This window comes from Paenibacillus sp. FSL F4-0087 (assembly GCF_038020215.1).
GTDB classification, from domain to species: domain Bacteria; phylum Bacillota; class Bacilli; order Paenibacillales; family Paenibacillaceae; genus Paenibacillus; species Paenibacillus taichungensis.
This window is the reverse complement of sequence record NZ_JBBODJ010000001.1, coordinates 1,325,105-1,344,706: the sequence shown is the minus strand read 5'-3', so window position 1 is coordinate 1,344,706 and position 19,602 is coordinate 1,325,105. Positions and strand designations below refer to the sequence as shown.

Genomic DNA, 19,602 nt, shown 5'->3' with positions numbered 1-19,602 from the left:
TCAGCTTTGGGGTTACGGTAAGTGAATATAATTATTACACACCCATCTTACGTAAGCTCCGGAGTATGTTTGCTACAGTAAGCCTGATCGGGAACGGGATTGTTATACTTGTCTGTCTGTATTTACTCCGATCTGCTAATGAAGAGTCTACCGCAATGATTACCGGTGTTTGTACAATGATATTCATTGTGTACTGGGCAACACTAAATATGATATTTCATTTCAAGATGAAAAAGCTAAAGGGAACACTTACAACTGTAGAAGCACCTCAACGGGTTAAAATTGATACCACCTTCCGCCAAAACAAGCTCACCTATTCCAACTATTGGTTTCTCATTCACTTTGCTATTATTGTAGCCATTGCGATCATTTCGATCGTGAATTATAAGGCACTACCTGACATCATTCCAATGAAATATGATCTTCAGGGCAATGTCACTTCCAGTGTGCCTAAAACCTACCTTTCGGTACTGGCTATTAATCTGGTACAGCTAGGAATCATTGCACTTATGATGTTGGTGAACTGGAGTATTAAAACAAGCAAACAACAGCTTACCCCGTCTGATCCTGCCCAATTCGCTGCTAAAAATATTCAATTCCGCCGTAAATGGTCCCTATTTACGATCATAACGGGGTTACTTCTTACCATTTTATTTGCCTTCATTCAGATCAATATGTTCGTCCCTAATCTGGTCTTGTTGACAGCTATTAGCTTCATCACCCCTGTGGTGATCGTCTTAGGCGCTGTGTTGCTGTCTCTCACAGGCAGACAAGGCGGTGGGAAAATTCGGAATCATCAAGAGGATCGTGAAAGATCCAGGGAGCAGCCTGTGAATGAAGATGATAATTGGAAGTTTGGTTTTATTTACTTCAATAGCAATGATCCTTCTTTTACCGTAGAAAAACGTTATGGAATAGGCTGGACTATTAACTTCGCTCGTCCACTATCTTGGGTCCTGTTATTATTCATCATTGCTATTGTTGTTATAAGTATAGTCCTGAGCCAATAAACGCTCATATGTCTATGCATATAATAAAAATTGCTTAGGGGGAGTTATTACGATGAACAATTTGAAAAAGCTATTACTTTCTCTTATTTCTGCATGTCTCATCCTGCCAGTAACATCTATCTCTGCAGCTACTGAACAAACTGCTGATGGCAAAGCTTTAGTTCCTATTCGTGAGATTGCAGAAAAGAATGGGGCAGAAGTATCTTGGCAACAAACAACAGGACAAATCACAATACGAAAAAATGAGCTTACTATTGTAGTTAAGGTAGGAGAGAAACAGGCGATTGTGAATGGGCAAGTCTTACCCTTAGACAATCCTGTTGAGCTAACGAAAGGAGTTACCTTTATGGATGGGAGATTTCTTACCGAGACACTGAAGGCAGCACCTGAGGATATATTCATTTCACTTATTAGTGAGGGCAATGGCAAGGAAGCTGCGAAGTATGTTCATACCTCTGTTAGCGAAGTGTTGTCACCCACGTTGTTGAGTCAGCTATGGGCAGCATTAGAAGGTCAAAATGGAAAAATTTCAAGTGAAGCCATAGCTAAACACGTAGAAAATAACACAGTGCATCGCAATGTTACCTATACTTTTAAAACTGAGCTGACTCGTTTAAATATTACGGTCAGAATGAATCATAACGCACTTGTGGATGACTTGTACATTGCGGCCGCTACGCCAGATGTTTATCAAAAACCAAGCTATGACGATCCATCTGCTTATACAGAGCAAGATATTACCGTTGGTCAGGGTGATTTGGCTTTGCCAGGGACATTAACTTTGCCCAAGGGAGAGGGACCTTTCCCGGTTGTCATTCTGGTACACGGATCTGGGCCTAGCAATCAAGATGCTGCCATTGGTGGTGCAAAGCCATTTCGCGATCTTGCGGTAGGTTTAGCTTCACAAGGAGTTGCTGTATTAAGATATGATAAGGTCACATATGAACATACCTATAAGGTCGCTTCACAGCCTAAATTCACGTTAAAACAAGAAAGTGTAAATCAGGTAGCCGATGCAGTAGATTTGCTTAAAAAGAATCCAAATATTGATCCTACAGCGATTTTTGTGGCTGGACATAGTCAAGGCGGGTTTGCAGTGCCGTTAATCATTGCTGACGATAATCAGCATGATATTGCAGGGAGTATTCTACTTGCTGCACCAAGCAGTAGCTTTGTGGATGTGCTGACCGAGCAGCAAGACGAATTGGTAGATCGGATGAAGCGGCTAGATTTAGACACGAAGATCATTAAAGAACAAGCTGATTTTTATAAAAATGTTGCTGCGATCGTTAAAGATCCTAAATATTCCGTAGATCATCTTCCTGAGGCGTTTCCACTTCAACCTGCTTATTGGTGGTTTGAGCAGAGAGATTATGTGCCTGCGGAACTGGCTAAAACACAAAATACCCCTATGCTTATTATCCAAGGCGAAAATGATGTGCAAGTGTCTATGAATCAATTCGAGAACTGGAAATCGGCTCTTCAAGATCATTCCAATGTGACATACAATAGCTATCCAAAGGTAAATCATCTTTTATCCAGCTATGATGGACTTTCGATTGGTCAAGAGTACGCTGAGCCATCTAATGTCTCCAAAGCCATTATCGATGATATTGCGAAGTGGGTATTAAAATCAAATTAAAAAATGGGACGGTAAGTTCCATTCTGGTTGAGTGATAACATGGGGAAGTAACACATTCAGCCAGAAATAATAAGAAGAGCACTTACCAAAGTAGGGGCAAGTGCTCTTCTTATTATATATGAAGTTGTTGCTTTATTTAGCCCAATTAGGCTCTCTTCTCGTCTTCATCAGTGTAGTCGGACATGGTCAGTGGTTCCTTAGGAACAACGGCGACTTTGTAGAAGCGATTTTTGTCTTTTTCCAGCAAAACGAAGGTCAGATTCTCGAACTCATATTCTTCCTGTTCATTCATCTCTGGACGATGGCTATAAAGCCATCCCCCAATGGTATCCCATTCGTCAGCATCCAGGTTTGACGTGAACATGTCGTTAACCTTGGACAAGGACACCTTGCCATCCATAATGACATAGTTTTCATTGATGACCTGAATATCCTCGACTTCGTCTGCGTCAAACTCATCCCGGATTTCACCGACAATCTGTTCAAGCACATCCTCAATCGTTACAATCCCGGAAGTCCCTCCATACTCATCAACCAGAACGGCAATATGCACGCCATCCTTCTGCATTTTTTTGAGCAGGTCCTTGACCGGTGTCGTTTCGTGAACAGCCGATACCGGCTGAATCAGGGAAGACAGATCGACAGGTTCGTCGTTTCCGTATAACTCCAGGAAAAATTGTTTGGTATTAATGATACCGATAATATCGTCTTTGCTCTCATTTACTACTGGAAAACGGGTGTATTGTTCTTGCCGGATAATATCCAAGTTTTCCTCGTTCGATCTATTGACATAAAGGCAGACCATATCAGTCCGGGGTACCATGATTTCTTTGGCAAGCATCTCATCAAAAGCAAAAATCCGGCTTACATATCCGAACTCAGCTTGGTTGATTTTGCCGCTCTCAAAGCTTTCATTAATGATAAACTGTAATTCTTCTTCGGAGTGTGCATCTTCATGCTCCGATGCAGGTTTGATTCCGAACAACTTGACCAGTTGATTCGCTGAGCTGTTTAACAGCCAGATAAAAGGATACATAATTCGGTTAAACCAGATGATAGGTGTAGACGTCAGCAGAGCAACGGCTTCGGCTTTACGGATTGCAATCGTTTTAGGTGCAAGTTCACCAACTACCACATGCAAATACGTGATGGCGACAAACGCAATAACAAACGATAAGAATGAAGAAACTGCCTCCGGCATGCTCATGCTTTCGAACACAGGATGAAGAATTTTCTCAACCGTGGGTTCTCCCAGCCAGCCCAGTCCCAGAGATGTAATCGTGATACCCAACTGACAGGCGGACAAATATCCATCCAAGTTGGCAACGGCTTGTTTAACAGCCAAGGCACGCTTGTTTCCTTCTGCAATCATTTGGTCAATCCGGCTCGGGCGAATTCTTACGAGTGCAAATTCCACCGCTACAAAAAATGCCGAAAGTCCTATCAAAAAAGCAACCAATACTAAATTTAACGCATACCTCTCACTGTCCATTAACTAGTCTTCTCCTTTAAGTAATAAGTTTTTAACGAATATTATATCTAATTTTACGTAAGAAGACCACCTTCCCATCAAGAAAAGAGGAAGAGTCTGGAAGGCCATATGATCGAAATGGCGATGGAATGCTGATCCACAGACTGAAATGAATCATATGTAGAGGGGAACACAGTCAGAATATACAACGTCGAAGAATGGAATGAACTGGCTGAGCGCCGCTACAATCAGCTGTGTATGTAACATTTTATCTAAGCAAACGTTACGAACAGTGCATACATTGGGTATCTAATGATTAGCTAAAGGCTTTATCGTCAAAGCTTGTACAGTGAGAGAGAACGGCAAGGATACACCTTGCCATGAGGAGGAAGCCGAATGTTTTGGCTGGTCATTATATTGCTCGTATTTACTTTTCAGGCAGCCACCATTCTGTTGCTGGAATTCCGTAATCCGGCGAAAGCTGTGGCATGGCTTTTTATTTTATTCTGTGTACCCTTGATCGGCTTTGTTGTGTATTATTTTGTCGCCCAGGACTACAGCAAACGCAAGAAGGTCCGTAAAGGCGGTTCGCGAATCTTTCGTGAAATACGGGAAACGATCTGGGAGCAGGCTCATATTGTCGAGCATGCGGATCAGATGTCGGGCGGCCGATACAATCATCAGCATCGTTTGTTTAACCTGCTGACACACCTGTCTGAGAGCCCGATTACAGGCTGCAACCGGAGCCAGGTACTGACGAATGGTGAAGAGACATTTGGAGCCATGTTGAGGGCCATGGAACAGGCAGAGCACCATCTGCATGTTGAATTTTATATATTTCGAGATGATGTCATCAGTACAAAGTTTCAGGATGTGATGATTCGCAAGGCAAAGGAAGGTGTCAAAGTACGTTTGATCTGCGATGGACTTGGCAGTCACAAGATGAGCTGGAGCTTTATTCGCAAGTTTCAGGACGCAGGCGTGGAGTTTCATTATTTTCTGCCACCGCTCATTGCTACGATTGACCGAAGAGTGAATTACCGGAATCACCGTAAAATTGTTGTGGTGGATGGAAGGATTGGATTTGTGGGTGGGATTAATATAGGTGATGATTATCTTGGGCAATATCCGGAGGTTGGATTCTGGCGTGATACCCATGTACAGATTGAGGGAGATGCCGTATATTTCCTGCAAAGTACGTTCTTGAACGATTGGAAGCTCGCTTCCGGCGAGCAGATTACAGAGCCTCAGCTGACAGAGCTGTTCCCGCCACATATTTGCAGTGGGGAAGAGCGGATTCAGATTCTGTCCAGCGGGCCGGATCAGGACTGGGATGCCATTCAGGAAATGTGCTTTGGGGCGATTTCCGTGGCATGTGAACGCATATACATCACAACACCCTATTTCATTCCGGACCCCGCTTTGTACGAAGCAATCAAGACGGCTGCCGTCAGTGGGGTGGATGTGAAAATCATCATTCCGTATCAATCGGATTCGCGGCTGGTGCATTTGGCTTCTATGTCCTATGTCGAAGAATTGTTGCGTGCGGGAGTGAAGTTCTATCAATATCGCAAAGGTTTTGTGCATGCCAAGGTCTTAATTGTGGATAATTTGCTTGCAACGGTAGGTACAGCCAATATGGATATGCGCAGCTTTTTCTGCAATTTTGAGTTAACCGCAGTGTTGTTCGAGACATCATCTATGGACCGGCTGACTGAGGATTTTGAACGTGATCTGAATGAATGCAGCCAGATTGACGTGAAGGTGTTTCAGCAGCGCTCACGGTGGGAAAAAGGGGCAGAAATGCTTTCTCGCATGCTTTCTCCGCTGCTTTAGCCGTTATAAGGCGGATTTCTCAAGATAAGTTCACTTTTTGTGAATTTATCTTCTTTTTGCTAACTATTTTGCTCAAATTTGATCTTTTATGATATAATGTTTATATAAATTATGTCTTGGCGAAGGAGGGGAGTCTGCGGGAAAACAGGCTCCCTTTTGCTCTCTTTTGGAATTGTCAACCGGAATTAAGACATACTTGAATACATTTCATATAGCCTTTAGGTGCTTTTATAACGGGGTGCATATAGCGTTGGAACGGTGTTGTTCCTCTGTATGTAGGGTTCCTCTGGGTACTTAAATGATTTATGAAATGGATTCACATATTGATCAAAACGGGGGGGATACCATGTCCAATGTATCGGTTAAAGAACTAACATCCAAGCCGGACCGCAATGTGAAGAGCTCGGTGTTTTCACTGAAGCTTCTGCAGCGCATTGTGATGATTCTGGTCGGTGCTGCACTGATGGCTGTGTCACTCGAAGTATTTCTCGTGCCGAATGGCGTTATTGATGGGGGAATAACAGGGATCTCGATTATGGTGTCAGAGCTTACACATCTGCCACTTGGAATTTTCCTGACTTTGCTTAACTTGCCTTTCCTGATTTTGGGGTATAAACAGATTGGTAAAACGTTTGCGTTGTCCACACTGCTCGGGATCGTTGTAATGTCCATTGGAACGTCATTGTTACACCACGTTCCTGCACTGACGCCAGGTGAACCACTGCTTGGGGCTGTATTTGGTGGATTGATCTTGGGGGTTGGAGTTGGTCTCGTCATTCGTTCTGGCGGTTCACTGGATGGTACGGAGATTGTAGCCATACTGTTGAGTGAGAAATCACCATTGTCTGTAGGTCAGATCGTATTGTTCATTAACGTATTTATTTTTGCAGGTGCAGGTTTTGTGTTTGGCTGGCCAAACGCCCTGTACTCCATGATTGCTTATTATATTGCAATGAAGATGATTGATATTGTGAATGAAGGTTTGGATCAATCCAAATCGGTATGGATTATCAGTGAGAAGTACCGTGATATTGGTTCAGCCTTAACCGACCGTCTGGGTCGTGGCGTCACTTTTCTGGATGGAGAGGGCGGCTTCAGTGGAGACGAGAAGAAAATTATCTTTGTGGTTATTACCCGTTTGGAAGAAGCTAAGCTGAAGTCCATTGTTGAAGATTGGGACCCACATGCCTTTGTGGCAATAGGTAACATTCACGATGTGAAGGGCGGACGTTTCAAGAAAAAAGGTATACATTAGCGAATCTCATCGCGAGTAAACGAAAAAATAGCCGGTACCCTTGGTTTGAGGGTAACCGGCTATTTTTGTTTTAAATGCTGGATAATCAGTTCAACAGGCTGGGGGTCGACAGCTGCGATCAGATCTCCAGTCTCCGTCAAGCGTTCCACGATGTTCATCAAGTGGTAATCCTTAACCGAAACGTTGTTCCGAACTTCATCCCATGTGAGAGGAGTAGAAACTGTACCGCCTGGTTTGGCGCGGGGAGTGTAGGGAGCTGCGAGCGTTTTGCCACCGTAATGCTGGAGGTAATCAAAATAAATGCGATCCCCCCGGTCTTTTTTTAGTCGTTCCAGTGTAAATAGATCCGGATGTTTTTGAGTGACGTATTTGCCTACAAAATAACCGATGTCTCTTAATTCATCGAAAGTTACACCTTGGCGGATCGGAACAATAATCTGTACACCTGTGGCACCGGAGGTTTTCGGTACCGATCTAAGGCCAAGCGAAGTTAGCGTTTCCCCAACGATCAGAGCAGCTTGCATGATGCGAGGTTCTTCTTCCTGCGAAGGATCGAGATCAATCATCCACTCGCAAGGCAGATGGCTGCCTACAGCATGTAAGGAAGGGTGAAACTCAAGAGCGGCCAAATTGCCAAGCCATAACAGATCAGGAAGGTCATTCATCACTACATATCGTATCCCATCATGCATCTCAGTTCGTACAAACTCCGGAACGGGCTCCGGGGCGTTTTTTTGATAGAAAAACTCGCCACCTGCACCATGTGGATAACGTATCGTGGTGAGCAACCGATTTCGGGTGTACGTCAGTAGATAGGGGGCCAGTGCCGCCAACTTTTGCAAATAGATAGCCTTGGTTACACCCGCTTCGGGCCATAACAACTTATCCGGATTGGTCACGGTAAGTTCCATTCCATTAATCGTTATGGTGCCCTTTATTGTATGGGCCATGAATATCACCTCCTCTGGTGAGCAAGTATAATTTTAAATGGAAAGCCTTTTTGATGTTTCGGGTGTATGGTGAAAGTAGTTTATCGTTCAGGGATAAGATGACTGATCTGGCTGATCGCACACTCATCTCGCTTTACCAAAGCAAAAGCCTGGATGCTTGGGTGACGTAGGGTAAGATGGTGGGTGAGTTCCATGAATTGCACTTTGACGCCGATATGTGGTTCAATCCATGTCGTCTCCGCGCTTCTCTCGGGTATGTTATGAAAAGGTCTGTCCTTACGAATAAGAGGTTGTACTTCTTCGGTTAGTTTACGCCAGGAGTCCGAGTTCAATTTACCAGTGCCGACATGACCAATATAGACAAAGTTAGGCCCATCATATACACCGACTGCAATTGCATTGACGATGCCGCTTCGGTAGGTAACCCCTCCAATCATGGCATATAGGTCGTGGAAAATCTTAACCTTCTGCCAGCGTTGATCTTTGCCGTTGATTCCATAGGTACTGGCAAGGTCTTTACATACAATTCCCTCCATCTGGTGCTGTCTCATCACAGTGAGCAGGGCGTCGGGATCGGACGTGTTAGTCACCTCTTGAACATGGGGAGCAGGATTCAGAACTTGATGTAGCAGATGCTGACGATCTGCAAGTGGTTGATCTGTGACCCATACCCCATCGCAGAAAAGAATATCAAATACCATATAAGTCACCGGAATCTGGTTTACAGCTTGGGCAATGCCATCCGGTCTGCTCATGCGATCTCGCCGCAGCACGTGATAGAAGGACGGTTTTCCCGTATCCGGATCAAGGGCAATAATCTCTCCATCCAAAATATAAGAAGGGACGGAGCACAGGTTGCGTGGCTGAACTAGCTCAGGATATTGTGCAGTTCGGTTGTGCAATCTGCGATTAATTAACTGAATTCCCTCTCCGTCCTCGTAAGCAAGCATGCGGACCCCATCCCATTTGATTTGGGCAATCCAATTTTGCCCGGTAGGGATCACATCTCGGGATATAGGTTCAAAAGGAACCAAGGGATTGAACATGTGCTTAAAACTCCTTTCCTCTTTCAAATCTGCCTGGAGGTTGATTCTCTATAAGTTAAGAGTAGGGTAGGTTTAGCTCTTCCGCAGCCGTGCTTTCAGCTTATGTACCATAATAAGCAGTAAAGGAATCGCGATACCACAAGTCAAATCCCAATCAATCCAATACGGAATAACAACTTTGAGATAGAAATTTTCGTTGGGTGCTAGCACAATGGACATGGACAGAATCAACATGGCGCCAGGCAAAATGAGTGGACGATAGCTGGACAGTTTGAAGAGATGAGTGATTCCGAGTACAAAGCTGTAGAAGAACAGAATGCTCTTGAAAAAGACGGCAATTATCCAGACGGAAGCCATAAAGGCCTCAATCCGCTGCAAAAAGTTGCCTATATTGATCTTCAGCGACAGATTAAATGCTGCAAACCAATGGTGCTGCGTCATAAATGGACCCATGACCAGCAGACAGATGGTTAGCGTTAGGGTAAGCATCAATCCCCCTATGATGGCTGCTAGAAGGATATCCTTTTCCCAATGTGCTTCCTTTTTCGCATAAGGAAAGAGCATAAGAAAGATGCACAATTCACAATAAGGATAGGTAAGCACAGCGACAAAGCCTTTAAAGGGATTCAGAAAGCCTTCTGCAAGAACGGGCTTGATGTTGTCCAGATGCGAATGCGGGAATAGACAGACGGTCAGAATGAGCAGGAACAGCACGATCAAGGGCAGAAGTACCTCGGCACTTCTGCCTATGGGTTCCAGACCAGAAAAGAGTCCCCAGGCAAGAGTACAAACAAAAAGCAAACTCACAATGAAGAGGGGAGATTCAGGCAGGATCTGGGTCGTCATGAAATCCCCAATTTCTCTTATGAATGCAGATGTACCCATTAGAAAATAGAATAGATAAAAACAGCTGATGAACGCCCCAATCCAGGGGCCAAGCGTATACAATGCATGTTGGATCAGATTCATGCGGGGCTGAAGTTTGTATACAACGAGCATGATGGACAGTACCCCTGCTCCCCCGGCAACCCCCATTAATGCGGATATCCATGCATCCTGATGCGCATATGAGGTGACCATTGAGGGGAAGACGATAATCTGTTCACCAATCGTGCATAAGAACATCAGTGAGCCCAGTTGTCTTACAGTTAAACGCCCCTTTTCAATCATGTGGGTTCTCCTTCGCATGTCGATCTAGATATTTGGTTAGGATACGCCAATTGCACCAATTTTATTAGGAAATGGGTAAAGGAATAGATCTGCATGAAAAAAAGGAAAGCCAAAAAGCCCGGACGACTAATTTCCTATAAGAAACAAGGAAATTTGTATCCGGGCTATTCAGATTACTCAACTTAATGCACAACATTCGCATCACGGATTCTCCGTATTAGCTCGTTGTGGTCAGGCGAATACGAATATTTTGTGGGTCTACAGTAAACCAGTCCTTACCTTGCTGTTCGATAGATGTGTTGGATTGACGTAGTTGTTCTAGAGCTTGTTCCAATTGTTCTTTTCCGTCATAAATGATGGTGAAGTAGTCAATGCCTGTCGCATTGGCCGGATTTACAGGGGCGCCTGTACCAGCCCAAATGTTCAGTCCGATGTGATGGTGATAACCGCCAGCGGATACAAACAGGGCAGACATGTTGGCGAAGTTACCAACGATATCGAATCCAAGTACTCCTGTGTAGAAACGGCGTGACTCTTCCAGACTGCGTACATGGAAGTGAACATGACCAATGACCGTTCCGGCAGGTAATCCCTGCCAAGGTTCGTTCGCGGCGAGAGCAAACAGGCTGTCTACATCAACAGGATCACTTGACATAATGTAGTTATTTTCTGAATCTCGCTTCCAGGTGTCGCGGGCACGGTCTGAATAGATTTCGATACCGTTCTGATCTGGATCGGAAATGTAGAATGCTTCACTGACCAGATGATCACCTTGACCAATTTCGATGCCGGATTCAGCCAGATTACGAAGAGCAAGGCCCAGCGATTTGCGGTCAGGCAGCAGGATGGCGAAGTGATACAGACCTGAAGTGGAGCGAACAGGCATCGTTACTGCATCGGTCAACTGCTCAAGGCGCAGAAGAGACTGCTTTCCATCGGCTGTCAGGGTAGCGACTTTGTCGCTGCGTTCAAGCAGTTTCAGTCCGACCACTTCGGTATAAAATTGAATGGATCGATCCAAATTGCTGATTCGCAAACTTACTTCACCCAGATGGGTTGTAGCAGGGATTTGATAAGTAGAAGTCATAAGGAATTCCTCCTGTATAAAGTTTAGTTGAATTGTTGCGGTTCACTTATTGGCAATGAAATAGGGGTATTGTAATGTCATAGTTCATATAGTTATGAGGCCTAACTGTACATTTATAAATAAGTTACTTTTCATAAGTTAATATAAAATATAAATCAACTTTCGTCAATTGTATTTTCGATTTTGGTATATTCATTCTTGGTTGAGTATTACTTCAATTATGGAGTACAAAACAAAAATCCGGCTGCATGGCCGGATCTCCAATGTTGATGTTAGTGACAAGTGAATCCTGTGCTGTTTGCTGTTTACGCCTTGGGTTTAGGAGCAGCCTTCTTTCTTTTGGCAGGAGCAGGAGTCTCTGTTTCTCCTCCAGCTGCTGCTTGGACTGAAGTTTTCTTGGGAGCACGTTTCTTAGGTTTGGCTGTGGTGGTTCCGGGATCGGTTGGAATGGGCTTCACAGCTTCAATACTTGCTTGCAGTGCTGCCATGAGATCCATGACATTCGCTTCTGGTTTAGCAGGGGCAATTTTGATTTCTTCACCGGCTACTTTGTGATTGATCAGATCCAGCAGTTTGGCGCGGTAGTCGTCCGTATATTTACCAGGTTCAAAAGGAGTAGATAACTGATCGATCAGTAATTTGGCCATCGTCAATTCCTTCTCGTTTACGTTTAGAACCTCGGGCAGGTTGGGAACCTGAGAGACGGGACGAATCTCGTCTGGATAGAAAATGGTTTCCATGGAGAGGCAATCGTCCAGCACACGAATGGCGGCCAAACTACTTTTGGAGCGAATGGATATCTTGGCGATGCCAATCTTTCCTGTATCCCGCATGGCTGTCATTAATAGCTGGTAGGCGTTTCCTCCCGCTTGATCGGGAGAGAGGTAATACGTTTTTTGAAAATAAATCGGATCGATCTCCGTTAAATCCACAAAATCCAGAATGGTAATGGTTTTGCTGCTGGAATCATTTAACGCTTCAAGCTCGTCCTTTTCGAACAAGACGAATTTGCCTTTCTCATATTCATATCCTTTGGTGATCTCTTCCCATTGAACCTCAACTTCACAGGAAGGACATTTACGTACATAAGCAAGTGGACTGCCGCAGACTTTGTGAATGTAACGCATGGAGATGTCTTTGTCTTCGGTAGCCGAAAACATTTTGACAGGAACATGAACCAGACCAAAGCTAATGGCACCTTTCCAGACTGTATGCATGAACGGCTCCTTTCCGAGAACATTTTAGGTATAGTATGGGCATTTCACGGGCGGGATAACCCTATTTTCCCGGATCGGTATGCTTCAGAAAGAGTGGGGGATGATAACAGAAACATCCTTGAAGATCTTCGCTTATAGCGTTGTTTTGAAAGAGGATGATGTTAGTTGTTAACTATCACGTCAGGAGGTACCCCTATGAAGAACAAACGAGACGAAGTTGAAGCTCACGCCCATACGTTCTCTCCGTATCCTCGTGCCGAGTCGGAAGGGTCTGAAGGTTTTCATACACCTGCAACAGCGGTTAACTGGGAGGCTATCACGTCAGAAGAGCTGCCGCTTGACAGGGAGTCGTTTATGCTGGACATTGACCGGATGGTGAATGAAGGTCTGGGCGGTGGACAAGTTACAGAAGATAACGGATATATTGGTGAGAGTACAACAGATAGCATGGTGCGGGAATCGCATGATGATCCGGAAGGGGAGTATGAATAACAATGATGGATGTGAAACGGGCGAAAGCCATTTATGATTCCAAAGACACGATTGCTGTTACATTGGAAGGAGATCCGGTTTGGATCGAAAATGTGGATGAAGCCAATGGCATGGCAACGGTGCAGGTAGGCAGCAGACCGGGGAATACCCAGACGGTACGTGTAGACCGTTTGGAAGAGTAAAAGAGAACATCTGGTAAAGGATGTCTAGGAAAGGCCGGTGCCGTCAGGTGCCGGTTTATTTGTCATTCGTGTGAATGGTGGCCTATCTTCCGTTCTGCTTCTGATCCTTCGATGTTGCGGGGTGAGAATGGGACCGATATAATAAAGTTCAAAGTGAACTCAGGCGGCTTGACCGCCAAAGGTGGGGCGTATATTGAATCAGACGCATGAGCAGTGGGTGTATCACTCCCATGGCATTGCAGATACAGAAGTACTCGCGTCCGCACTCGCTGAACAGGCAACCGCCGGCATGGTGATTGCACTAGACGGTGATCTGGGCGCGGGCAAAACGGCATTTTCACAAAAGTTTGCGTGGCATTTGGGTGTACGTGATGTGGTTAACAGCCCCACGTTTACATTGATCAAGGAATACGAAGGGCGCCTGCCCTTGTATCACATGGATGTGTATCGCATATCACTGGAAGAAGCGGACGAGCTTGGACTGGATGAGTATTTCTATGGAACCGGAGTTAGTCTGGTGGAATGGTCCAGCATCATTCCCGAATTACTGCCACAGGAACACCTGCATGTGCAGATCGAGACGACGGGCCCGGAGGATCGAACGATTACGCTGGATGGGTATGGCGAGACTTATGCTGCCATGTGCCGACAGTTCAGACAGAATGGAGTCAAATGATGATGGAAGATTTACAAAAACAGCCGCGCCAGCGGTTTTTGGCGTTGGATACCTCGACTGCGGTGATGGCAGCCTCAGTGATGGAAGGCCACGCCCTTCTGGAAGAACGCAATGAACGGGCAGAACGCAACCATTCGGTACACGTCGTGCCTGTAATGGAGCAGTTGCTGGAAGCCAGCAGCACGCAGCCGGGACAGCTGGACGGCATTGCCGTCGGCATTGGCCCGGGCTCGTACACGGGCATCCGCATTGCGGTGACCGCGGCGAAGACGCTAGCCTGGGCGTGGGACATCCCCGTTGTCGGGGTGTCCAGCCTTCAGGCCCTAGCCTGGGGCGGCTGGCACAGCGGCCTCGCCGCCAAGGCCGAAGCTGCGGCGGAGGATGCCGCAGCAGGGGCTGGCGGAACGCTATCCGCGGACCAGGGCGGCACTGGTGCCGCCCCTGTCCACTGGATCGTTCCGCTTGTGGATGCACGGCGCGGCCAAGCCTATACCGCGCTGTTTGCCTCCGCCGGGAGCGCTGCACCCCGGCGGCTGGCGCCAGATGCCATCCGTATGGTAGACGGATGGCTGGAAGCCCTCGCCGCCCGCATGGCGGAAGCGGCGCCGGAAGAGCGGCCCGCTGCCGTCTGGATTGTCGGCGAGACGGGCCCGCATGCTGCGGCAGCGGCTGAGCTTCGCTGCCCCGCAGGAACGGCGCTCCAGCTCGTACCCTATGAGCTGGAGGGCCGCTGGATTGGGCGCTTAGGCGCCGAGGCGCTGCTTGCAGGTCAGCGAGATGACGTGCATGCGCTCGTGCCCAACTACACCCAGCTGGCTGAAGCGGAAGCCAACCTGCTACGCAAAGGCTAAAAGAGGTTGTTCAAAATGTCCGCTTTTGATTACGAAGGATGCCTAGTGGCATCATCAGCATCGAATATGGAATTCGGCCGAAATAAGCGGATGCTTACGAAGAATGTTTCCTTGGGAAACATTGTAGTTGCTCACGTAGTTTCCCTACGCTCCGCTACTCCATTTCTAGCTTTATCCCATCTTCTCGGTACTGAAAACCGGTCTTTTTGAACACGCACTAAAAGGGAGGGGAAGCAGATGGACAACGTGGAGAATGACGCGCAGGAAGCAGCGCTTCAGTTCAGGTTCATGACTCTGGGTGATATTCCCGATGTAATGATTATTGAACATGAAGCCTTCACCCTGCCCTGGACGGAAGAAGCATTTCAAAATGAATTGACACACAATCATTTTGCTAAATATATGGTCATGGAATTGGAAGGTACAGCGATCGGCTATGCCGGTATGTGGACAATTATGGATGAAGCCCACATTACCAATATTGCAGTCCGGGAAGCTTATCGTGGGCGCAAGCTCGGTGAGAAGCTGCTGGACGAATTGATGAAAACGGCGGCTTATCTCGGGATGGAACGAATGACGCTGGAAGTCAGGGTTTCGAATCGGATTGCCCAGAGCTTGTATCAGAAAAAAGGGTTTGAATCGGCTGGTCTTCGTAAAGGGTATTACTCCGACAATGGGGAAGATGCGATGATTATGTGGGCGAATTTGCCGCCTGCGAGCCGGAGCGGCGAAGAGGAAGGAAGCGTAACGGATTCATGAAGGATTTCAATGAAAAGGTAAGTTCAGCACCATCTTATATATTGGCAGTTGAGACAAGCTGTGATGAAACATCTGTAGCGGTAGTCAAGGATGGACGGGAAGTGCTGTCCAATCTGATCTCCAGTCAGATCGAGACTCATAAGGCGTTTGGCGGGGTTGTGCCTGAAGTCGCTTCGCGTAAACACGTGGAAGTCATTACATTGATGTTGGAACAGGCTATTGAGCAATCCGGCATCCGTCCGCGTGATCTGAGTGCGATCGCCGTGACACAAGGGCCTGGACTGGTTGGTGCATTGCTGGTCGGCATCGTGGCAGCGAAAACCATGGCCATGGCACTTGGCAAACCTCTCATTGGCACACATCATATCGCGGGACATATCTATGCCAACAGACTTACCCATGAGCTGCAATATCCAGCAATGGCACTGGTGGTTTCAGGTGGTCATACCGAGCTTGTGCATATGGAATCCGAAGGAAAGTTCAAACTGATCGGACGTACGCGTGACGATGCTGTAGGCGAGGCTTATGACAAAGTGGCGCGTGCACTGGGTTGTCCCTATCCGGGAGGACCACATGTGGACCGGATGGCTGCTGAAGCAGAGCAGGCGGTACCTTTGCCTCGTGTCTGGCTGGAAGCCGATTCCTATGATTTCAGCCTTAGCGGTCTGAAGTCTGCTGTACTGAATGTTTTGAATCAAGCCAAAATGCGCGGAGAAACGCTTGAACCATCTGCTGTGGCACGGGGATTCCAGGAATCTGTCGTCGAAGTGCTGGTAGAAAAAGCAGTAAGGGCTGTCCGTGAGTACGGATCACGTCAATTGCTGTTATGCGGTGGCGTCGCGGCAAACCGGGGATTGCGTTCAGCTTTGCAGGAACGTTGTGCGAAGGAAGGGCTCGAATTGCTGATCCCGCCGATGGAGTATTGCACCGACAATGCAGCGATGATTGGAGCTGCCGCGTATTTGAAGTGGCGGCGGGGAGAAATCTCGGAATTCGATGCCAAAGCTGATCCTGGACTTTCGCTTGAGGCATGGTCTGTTCAATCGCTCTAGAAGATTCATGTATATACTTGACAGTCTCAAGTGAAGACTGTATATTAATTACAAATTAAAACAGGAATACGATATGTTCAACTAAACATTTACACGATAGCGGAGAGGACAGAAATAACCTGAAGAAGCGAAGCGTGCGCCTTTATCACCGGATTTTCCCTCTTAGAGAAGGGAATCAAAGAAATCTGGGGATAACAGCGATCGGAAGGTTGTTCTGTCATCGGAGCGCCAGTGTAAATATTCATTTGTTGACTTATATAGATTCCTGAACTGAAACGCAATGAACAGGAACAGTAGGGTATTTCCCGGTCATAGAGAGCTGCGGGGTGGTGTAACGCAGTCGAAGGAAACCTGAAACTCACCTGGAAGCGGAACGATGGAACACGGTAACTCCCTGGGAGAAGCCGAAGGCCGATGATGGCCCAAAGTACATGGTTACGGGTTGCCTCCGTGAATGGGCCGTTGTTGATGGAATCCGGATGACATATCGGTAGAAGATCAACAATAACTGAGGGGGCTTTTGTCACTTTGGGCAATGATAACGGTATGGACGCATACAGGATCAGCTCGAAGGAAATGAAAGTCAACAAGAGTGGTACCGCGAAGGTGAACAGCCTGTCGTCTCTTGCATTATTGCAGGAGATGGCAGGCTTTTTTGATTTTCAAAATGGTGATGAAATTCATGGTCACATATCATAAATGTAATGAACGGGAGCAGTAAAACGATAAAGCGCACAGAGAGCTGCGGGGTGGTGCGACGCAGTGGCTGAAATCGTTCGAATCTCGCCCGGGAACGGAGCTGTGGAAACAGATGAGACTATGTCTCATCCCTTGTCCTATAACCAACAGGGCATTGTGGTACACAGCAACGGTTAACCTCCGTTATAGGGTGTTTCTCCGGCTGGATCGATTGTTATTGTTGCGTACGTAGCTGCAATGGATCTTGGCTGGAGACGACGAGGTGGATGGTGCCTGGCGCAAGCCTGGACCATCAAGCAAGAGTGGTACCGCGGAGGGATAATAACCCGCCGTCTCTTAGATGAGATGGCGGGTTATTTGTGTTTGCTGCCGGCAGCAGGGTGGGCGATGGGAATCAATAATTATGGTTTAGACAAAGAAATATGTCCGGCGTGCAAGTCGACGTGCACATCGGCATGGAATCCAAAATGAATAAACATAGAAAACGGGAAATGAACATCTCGTTCACATCCCCAAAATAACCAATATACATTCAAATTTGATGGAGGTTGATGAATATGACAACGAACAATAACAAACGCATGATTGAGATTTTTGATACAACACTGCGCGATGGAGAACAAGCACCGGGAGCGAGTCTGCAGCCTGAACAAAAAATTGAACTGGCACATCAGTTGGCTTCTCTGGGCATTGACGTCATCGAGCCTGGATTCCCGATCTCAAGTCCAGGTGAGTTCGCGGCGGTTCAGGCGATTTCCAGACAACTGCAAAACGTGGAGATTTGCGGATTCGCGCGTGCGGTCAAAGGGGATATTGATGCAGCCGTTCGAGCAACGGCTGACGCAGCGCGCCGCCGGATTCACTTGTTTATTTCCTCTTCGGACATTCATATTGAGCATCAACTGCGCCGTCCGCGCAGCGAAGTCGTAGCTACCGCCCGGGAGATGGTCTCCTATGCACGTCAGTTCACGGATATTGTGGAATTCACTGCCATGGATGCGGCTCGCACGAAGATGGATGATTTGATCGAAATGGTTGAAGTAGCCATTGAAGCGGGAGCAAGTATTATCAATTTGCCAGATACGGTTGGGTACGCACTGCCGCATGAATATGGAGAGATGTTCCGTCAGGTACGTGAGGGCGCAAGAGGCGGAGATAAGGTTCGATATAGCGCACACTGTCATAATGATTTAGGCCTCGCGGTTGCCAACAGTCTGGCTGCAATTGCCAACGGTGCTTCCCAGATCGAAGTAACCATCAACGGTGTGGGAGAACGGACGGGTAACTGTGCATTGGAGGAGCTGATTATGGCTCTGGAGACGCGGGGAGACGTTATTGGCGCAACGACAAATATCAAACTGAACCAGATGTATGAGACATCCCGTCAGATTAGTCGTGCGATGCATTTCCCAATTGCCTACAACAAACCGGTAGTAGGGCGCAATGCCTTCCAGCATGAGTCTGGTATTCACCAGGATGGTCTGCTTAAGAATCGGAGTACGTATGAGATTATGGACCCGGAAGCGCTGGGTATTCCACGCAGTATGATTATTCTGGGCAAACATTCCGGGCGTCACGCTTTGAAAGATCGGGTTCGCAAATATGGCTTTGAACCGGATGAGCAGCAAATGGAACAGCTGTATGAGATATTTAAAGAAACTGCCGATCAACAGAAAGTGGTCAGTGATGACCAGTTATTGCAGATGGTGAGTCAGACCATGAATATTCCTGCGCAGGATTATGAACTGGTTGAATTGCAGGTTACGGCGGGCAGCATGACGGATCGAATGGCAGCAGTTCGCATTCGCACGAGCGCAGGGGAGCAATCCTATTCTGCGGTTGGCGGTGGTCCGGTAGATGCAACGATTCGAGCGATTGGTCAAAGTATCTCGGACGACATTACGTTTGTCGATATGGAAATGCACGCACTGAGCGGAGGAGAGGCTGCGAGTGCAGAAGCTGCGGTTACCGTGGAGCGTGCTGGACGTGAATTCAGAGGAACTGCCACGCACAATGATATTGTCATGGCAGCCGGTCTGGCTTATGTAGCAGCATGCAATGCGGCCGGACTGAAGGCGGAGTCTACTGAAAGTGATGAATCAGTGCATGCGTAATATTACTTCCGCATATCACACCACATAACTTTGTGCTTTGTATTCAAAAGCAGACCAAAAGCAGACCAAAAGCAGACCTTAAATACAGAGGTC

Annotated in this window: 18 protein-coding genes and 1 other annotated feature; of the genes, 12 read left to right on the top strand and 6 right to left on the bottom strand. The window is 46.9% G+C overall.

Going from position 1 to position 19,602, the window contains the following annotated elements:
* Nucleotides 1-227 precede the first annotated feature (227 nt).
* A complete protein-coding gene (locus MHB84_RS06520; protein ID WP_180287107.1) occupies nt 228-1,010 on the top strand; it encodes a DUF1648 domain-containing protein in 783 nt (260 codons plus the stop codon).
* A gap of 52 nt (nt 1,011-1,062) precedes the next feature.
* Entirely contained in the window at nt 1,063-2,652 is a 1,590-nt protein-coding gene (locus MHB84_RS06515) for an alpha/beta hydrolase family protein (RefSeq protein ID WP_076291514.1), read from the top strand.
* 145 nt (nt 2,653-2,797) lie between these two features.
* Here the strand turns inward: MHB84_RS06515 and MHB84_RS06510 are convergent, their stop codons facing one another.
* The gene (locus MHB84_RS06510; protein WP_076291515.1) at nt 2,798-4,144 is read right to left on the bottom strand and encodes a hemolysin family protein; all 1,347 of its coding nucleotides are present in this window, start codon (nt 4,142-4,144) and stop codon (nt 2,798-2,800) included.
* Nucleotides 4,145-4,519: 375 nt separating this feature from the next.
* Between MHB84_RS06510 and cls the strand changes: the two genes are divergently transcribed.
* Both cls and MHB84_RS06500 read left to right on the top strand, forming a co-directional pair.
* Nucleotides 4,520-5,959: a cardiolipin synthase gene (cls, locus tag MHB84_RS06505; protein WP_076291516.1), complete on the top strand. Its 1,440-nt coding sequence runs from the start codon at nt 4,520-4,522 to the stop codon at nt 5,957-5,959.
* A 346-nt stretch (nt 5,960-6,305) separates the two neighbouring features.
* Nucleotides 6,306-7,214, top strand: a complete 909-nt coding sequence (locus tag MHB84_RS06500) for a YitT family protein (protein WP_053783466.1) — start codon at nt 6,306-6,308, stop codon at nt 7,212-7,214.
* Between the two features lie 59 nt (nt 7,215-7,273).
* Here the strand turns inward: MHB84_RS06500 and ligD are convergent, their stop codons facing one another.
* The 5 genes from ligD to ku all read right to left on the bottom strand — a co-directional run bounded on the left by ligD (nt 7,274) and on the right by ku (nt 12,684).
* Nucleotides 7,274-8,164 carry a non-homologous end-joining DNA ligase gene (gene ligD, locus MHB84_RS06495; protein WP_076291517.1) on the bottom strand — a complete coding sequence of 297 codons (891 nt, stop codon included), beginning with the start codon at nt 8,162-8,164 and terminating at the stop codon, nt 7,274-7,276.
* Between the two features lie 80 nt (nt 8,165-8,244).
* Entirely contained in the window at nt 8,245-9,210 is a 966-nt protein-coding gene (locus tag MHB84_RS06490) for an ATP-dependent DNA ligase (RefSeq protein WP_076291518.1), read from the bottom strand.
* A 72-nt stretch (nt 9,211-9,282) separates the two neighbouring features.
* Entirely contained in the window at nt 9,283-10,380 is a 1,098-nt protein-coding gene (locus tag MHB84_RS06485) for a GerAB/ArcD/ProY family transporter (protein WP_076291519.1), read from the bottom strand.
* A gap of 217 nt (nt 10,381-10,597) precedes the next feature.
* Nucleotides 10,598-11,467, bottom strand: a complete 870-nt coding sequence (locus MHB84_RS06480) for a VOC family protein (RefSeq protein WP_076291520.1) — start codon at nt 11,465-11,467, stop codon at nt 10,598-10,600.
* 305 nt (nt 11,468-11,772) lie between these two features.
* Entirely contained in the window at nt 11,773-12,684 is a 912-nt protein-coding gene (gene ku, locus MHB84_RS06475; protein ID WP_076291521.1) for a non-homologous end joining protein Ku, read from the bottom strand.
* Between the two features lie 195 nt (nt 12,685-12,879).
* Between ku and MHB84_RS06470 the strand changes: the two genes are divergently transcribed.
* The 8 genes from MHB84_RS06470 to MHB84_RS06440 all read left to right on the top strand — a co-directional run bounded on the left by MHB84_RS06470 (nt 12,880) and on the right by MHB84_RS06440 (nt 19,509).
* The gene (locus MHB84_RS06470) at nt 12,880-13,176 is read left to right on the top strand and encodes a hypothetical protein (protein WP_076291522.1); all 297 of its coding nucleotides are present in this window, start codon (nt 12,880-12,882) and stop codon (nt 13,174-13,176) included.
* Nucleotides 13,177-13,181: 5 nt separating this feature from the next.
* Nucleotides 13,182-13,358: an H-type small acid-soluble spore protein gene (locus tag MHB84_RS06465; protein WP_053783520.1), complete on the top strand. Its 177-nt coding sequence runs from the start codon at nt 13,182-13,184 to the stop codon at nt 13,356-13,358.
* Nucleotides 13,359-13,551: 193 nt separating this feature from the next.
* On the top strand, nt 13,552-14,034 hold the full coding sequence (gene tsaE, locus MHB84_RS06460) for a tRNA (adenosine(37)-N6)-threonylcarbamoyltransferase complex ATPase subunit type 1 TsaE (protein WP_076291523.1): 483 nt from the start codon (nt 13,552-13,554) through the stop codon (nt 14,032-14,034).
* A 2-nt stretch (nt 14,035-14,036) separates the two neighbouring features.
* Nucleotides 14,037-14,885, top strand: coding sequence for a tRNA (adenosine(37)-N6)-threonylcarbamoyltransferase complex dimerization subunit type 1 TsaB (tsaB, locus tag MHB84_RS06455; protein WP_076291574.1), 849 nt, complete (start codon nt 14,037-14,039; stop codon nt 14,883-14,885).
* A 237-nt stretch (nt 14,886-15,122) separates the two neighbouring features.
* Complete coding sequence (rimI, locus tag MHB84_RS06450; protein ID WP_076291524.1) at nt 15,123-15,644, top strand: ribosomal protein S18-alanine N-acetyltransferase; 522 nt, start codon at nt 15,123-15,125, stop codon at nt 15,642-15,644.
* The gene (tsaD, locus tag MHB84_RS06445) at nt 15,641-16,696 is read left to right on the top strand and encodes a tRNA (adenosine(37)-N6)-threonylcarbamoyltransferase complex transferase subunit TsaD (RefSeq protein WP_076291525.1); all 1,056 of its coding nucleotides are present in this window, start codon (nt 15,641-15,643) and stop codon (nt 16,694-16,696) included. Before rimI ends, tsaD begins: the two co-directional genes overlap by 4 nt.
* 528 nt (nt 16,697-17,224) lie before the next feature.
* Entirely contained in the window at nt 17,225-17,395 is a 171-nt protein-coding gene (locus MHB84_RS31350) for a hypothetical protein (RefSeq protein ID WP_432206571.1), read from the top strand.
* Nucleotides 17,392-17,735, top strand: a binding site (T-box leader). Its footprint overlaps the gene before it by 4 nt.
* 217 nt (nt 17,736-17,952) lie before the next feature.
* Nucleotides 17,953-19,509, top strand: a complete 1,557-nt coding sequence (locus MHB84_RS06440; RefSeq protein WP_076291526.1) for a 2-isopropylmalate synthase — start codon at nt 17,953-17,955, stop codon at nt 19,507-19,509.
* Nucleotides 19,510-19,602 lie beyond the last annotated feature (93 nt).

Bases quoted from the DNA above. Each gene is read 5' to 3' on its own strand.
- MHB84_RS06520 (WP_180287107.1), top strand. From the start codon at position 228: ATGAAAAAGCTAAAGGGAACACTTACAACTGTAGAAGCACCTCAACGG.
- MHB84_RS06515 (WP_076291514.1), top strand. From the start codon at position 1,063: ATGAACAATTTGAAAAAGCTATTACTTTCTCTTATTTCTGCATGTCTC.
- MHB84_RS06510 (WP_076291515.1), bottom strand. From the start codon at position 4,144: ATGGACAGTGAGAGGTATGCGTTAAATTTAGTATTGGTTGCTTTTTTG.
- cls (WP_076291516.1), top strand. From the start codon at position 4,520: ATGTTTTGGCTGGTCATTATATTGCTCGTATTTACTTTTCAGGCAGCC.
- MHB84_RS06500 (WP_053783466.1), top strand. From the start codon at position 6,306: ATGTCCAATGTATCGGTTAAAGAACTAACATCCAAGCCGGACCGCAAT.
- ligD (WP_076291517.1), bottom strand. From the start codon at position 8,164: ATGGCCCATACAATAAAGGGCACCATAACGATTAATGGAATGGAACTT.
- MHB84_RS06490 (WP_076291518.1), bottom strand. From the start codon at position 9,210: ATGTTCAATCCCTTGGTTCCTTTTGAACCTATATCCCGAGATGTGATC.
- MHB84_RS06485 (WP_076291519.1), bottom strand. From the start codon at position 10,380: ATGATTGAAAAGGGGCGTTTAACTGTAAGACAACTGGGCTCACTGATG.
- MHB84_RS06480 (WP_076291520.1), bottom strand. From the start codon at position 11,467: ATGACTTCTACTTATCAAATCCCTGCTACAACCCATCTGGGTGAAGTA.
- ku (WP_076291521.1), bottom strand. From the start codon at position 12,684: ATGCATACAGTCTGGAAAGGTGCCATTAGCTTTGGTCTGGTTCATGTT.
- MHB84_RS06470 (WP_076291522.1), top strand. From the start codon at position 12,880: ATGAAGAACAAACGAGACGAAGTTGAAGCTCACGCCCATACGTTCTCT.
- MHB84_RS06465 (WP_053783520.1), top strand. From the start codon at position 13,182: ATGGATGTGAAACGGGCGAAAGCCATTTATGATTCCAAAGACACGATT.
- tsaB (WP_076291574.1), top strand. From the start codon at position 14,037: ATGGAAGATTTACAAAAACAGCCGCGCCAGCGGTTTTTGGCGTTGGAT.
- rimI (WP_076291524.1), top strand. From the start codon at position 15,123: ATGGACAACGTGGAGAATGACGCGCAGGAAGCAGCGCTTCAGTTCAGG.
- tsaD (WP_076291525.1), top strand. From the start codon at position 15,641: ATGAAGGATTTCAATGAAAAGGTAAGTTCAGCACCATCTTATATATTG.
- MHB84_RS06440 (WP_076291526.1), top strand. From the start codon at position 17,953: ATGACAACGAACAATAACAAACGCATGATTGAGATTTTTGATACAACA.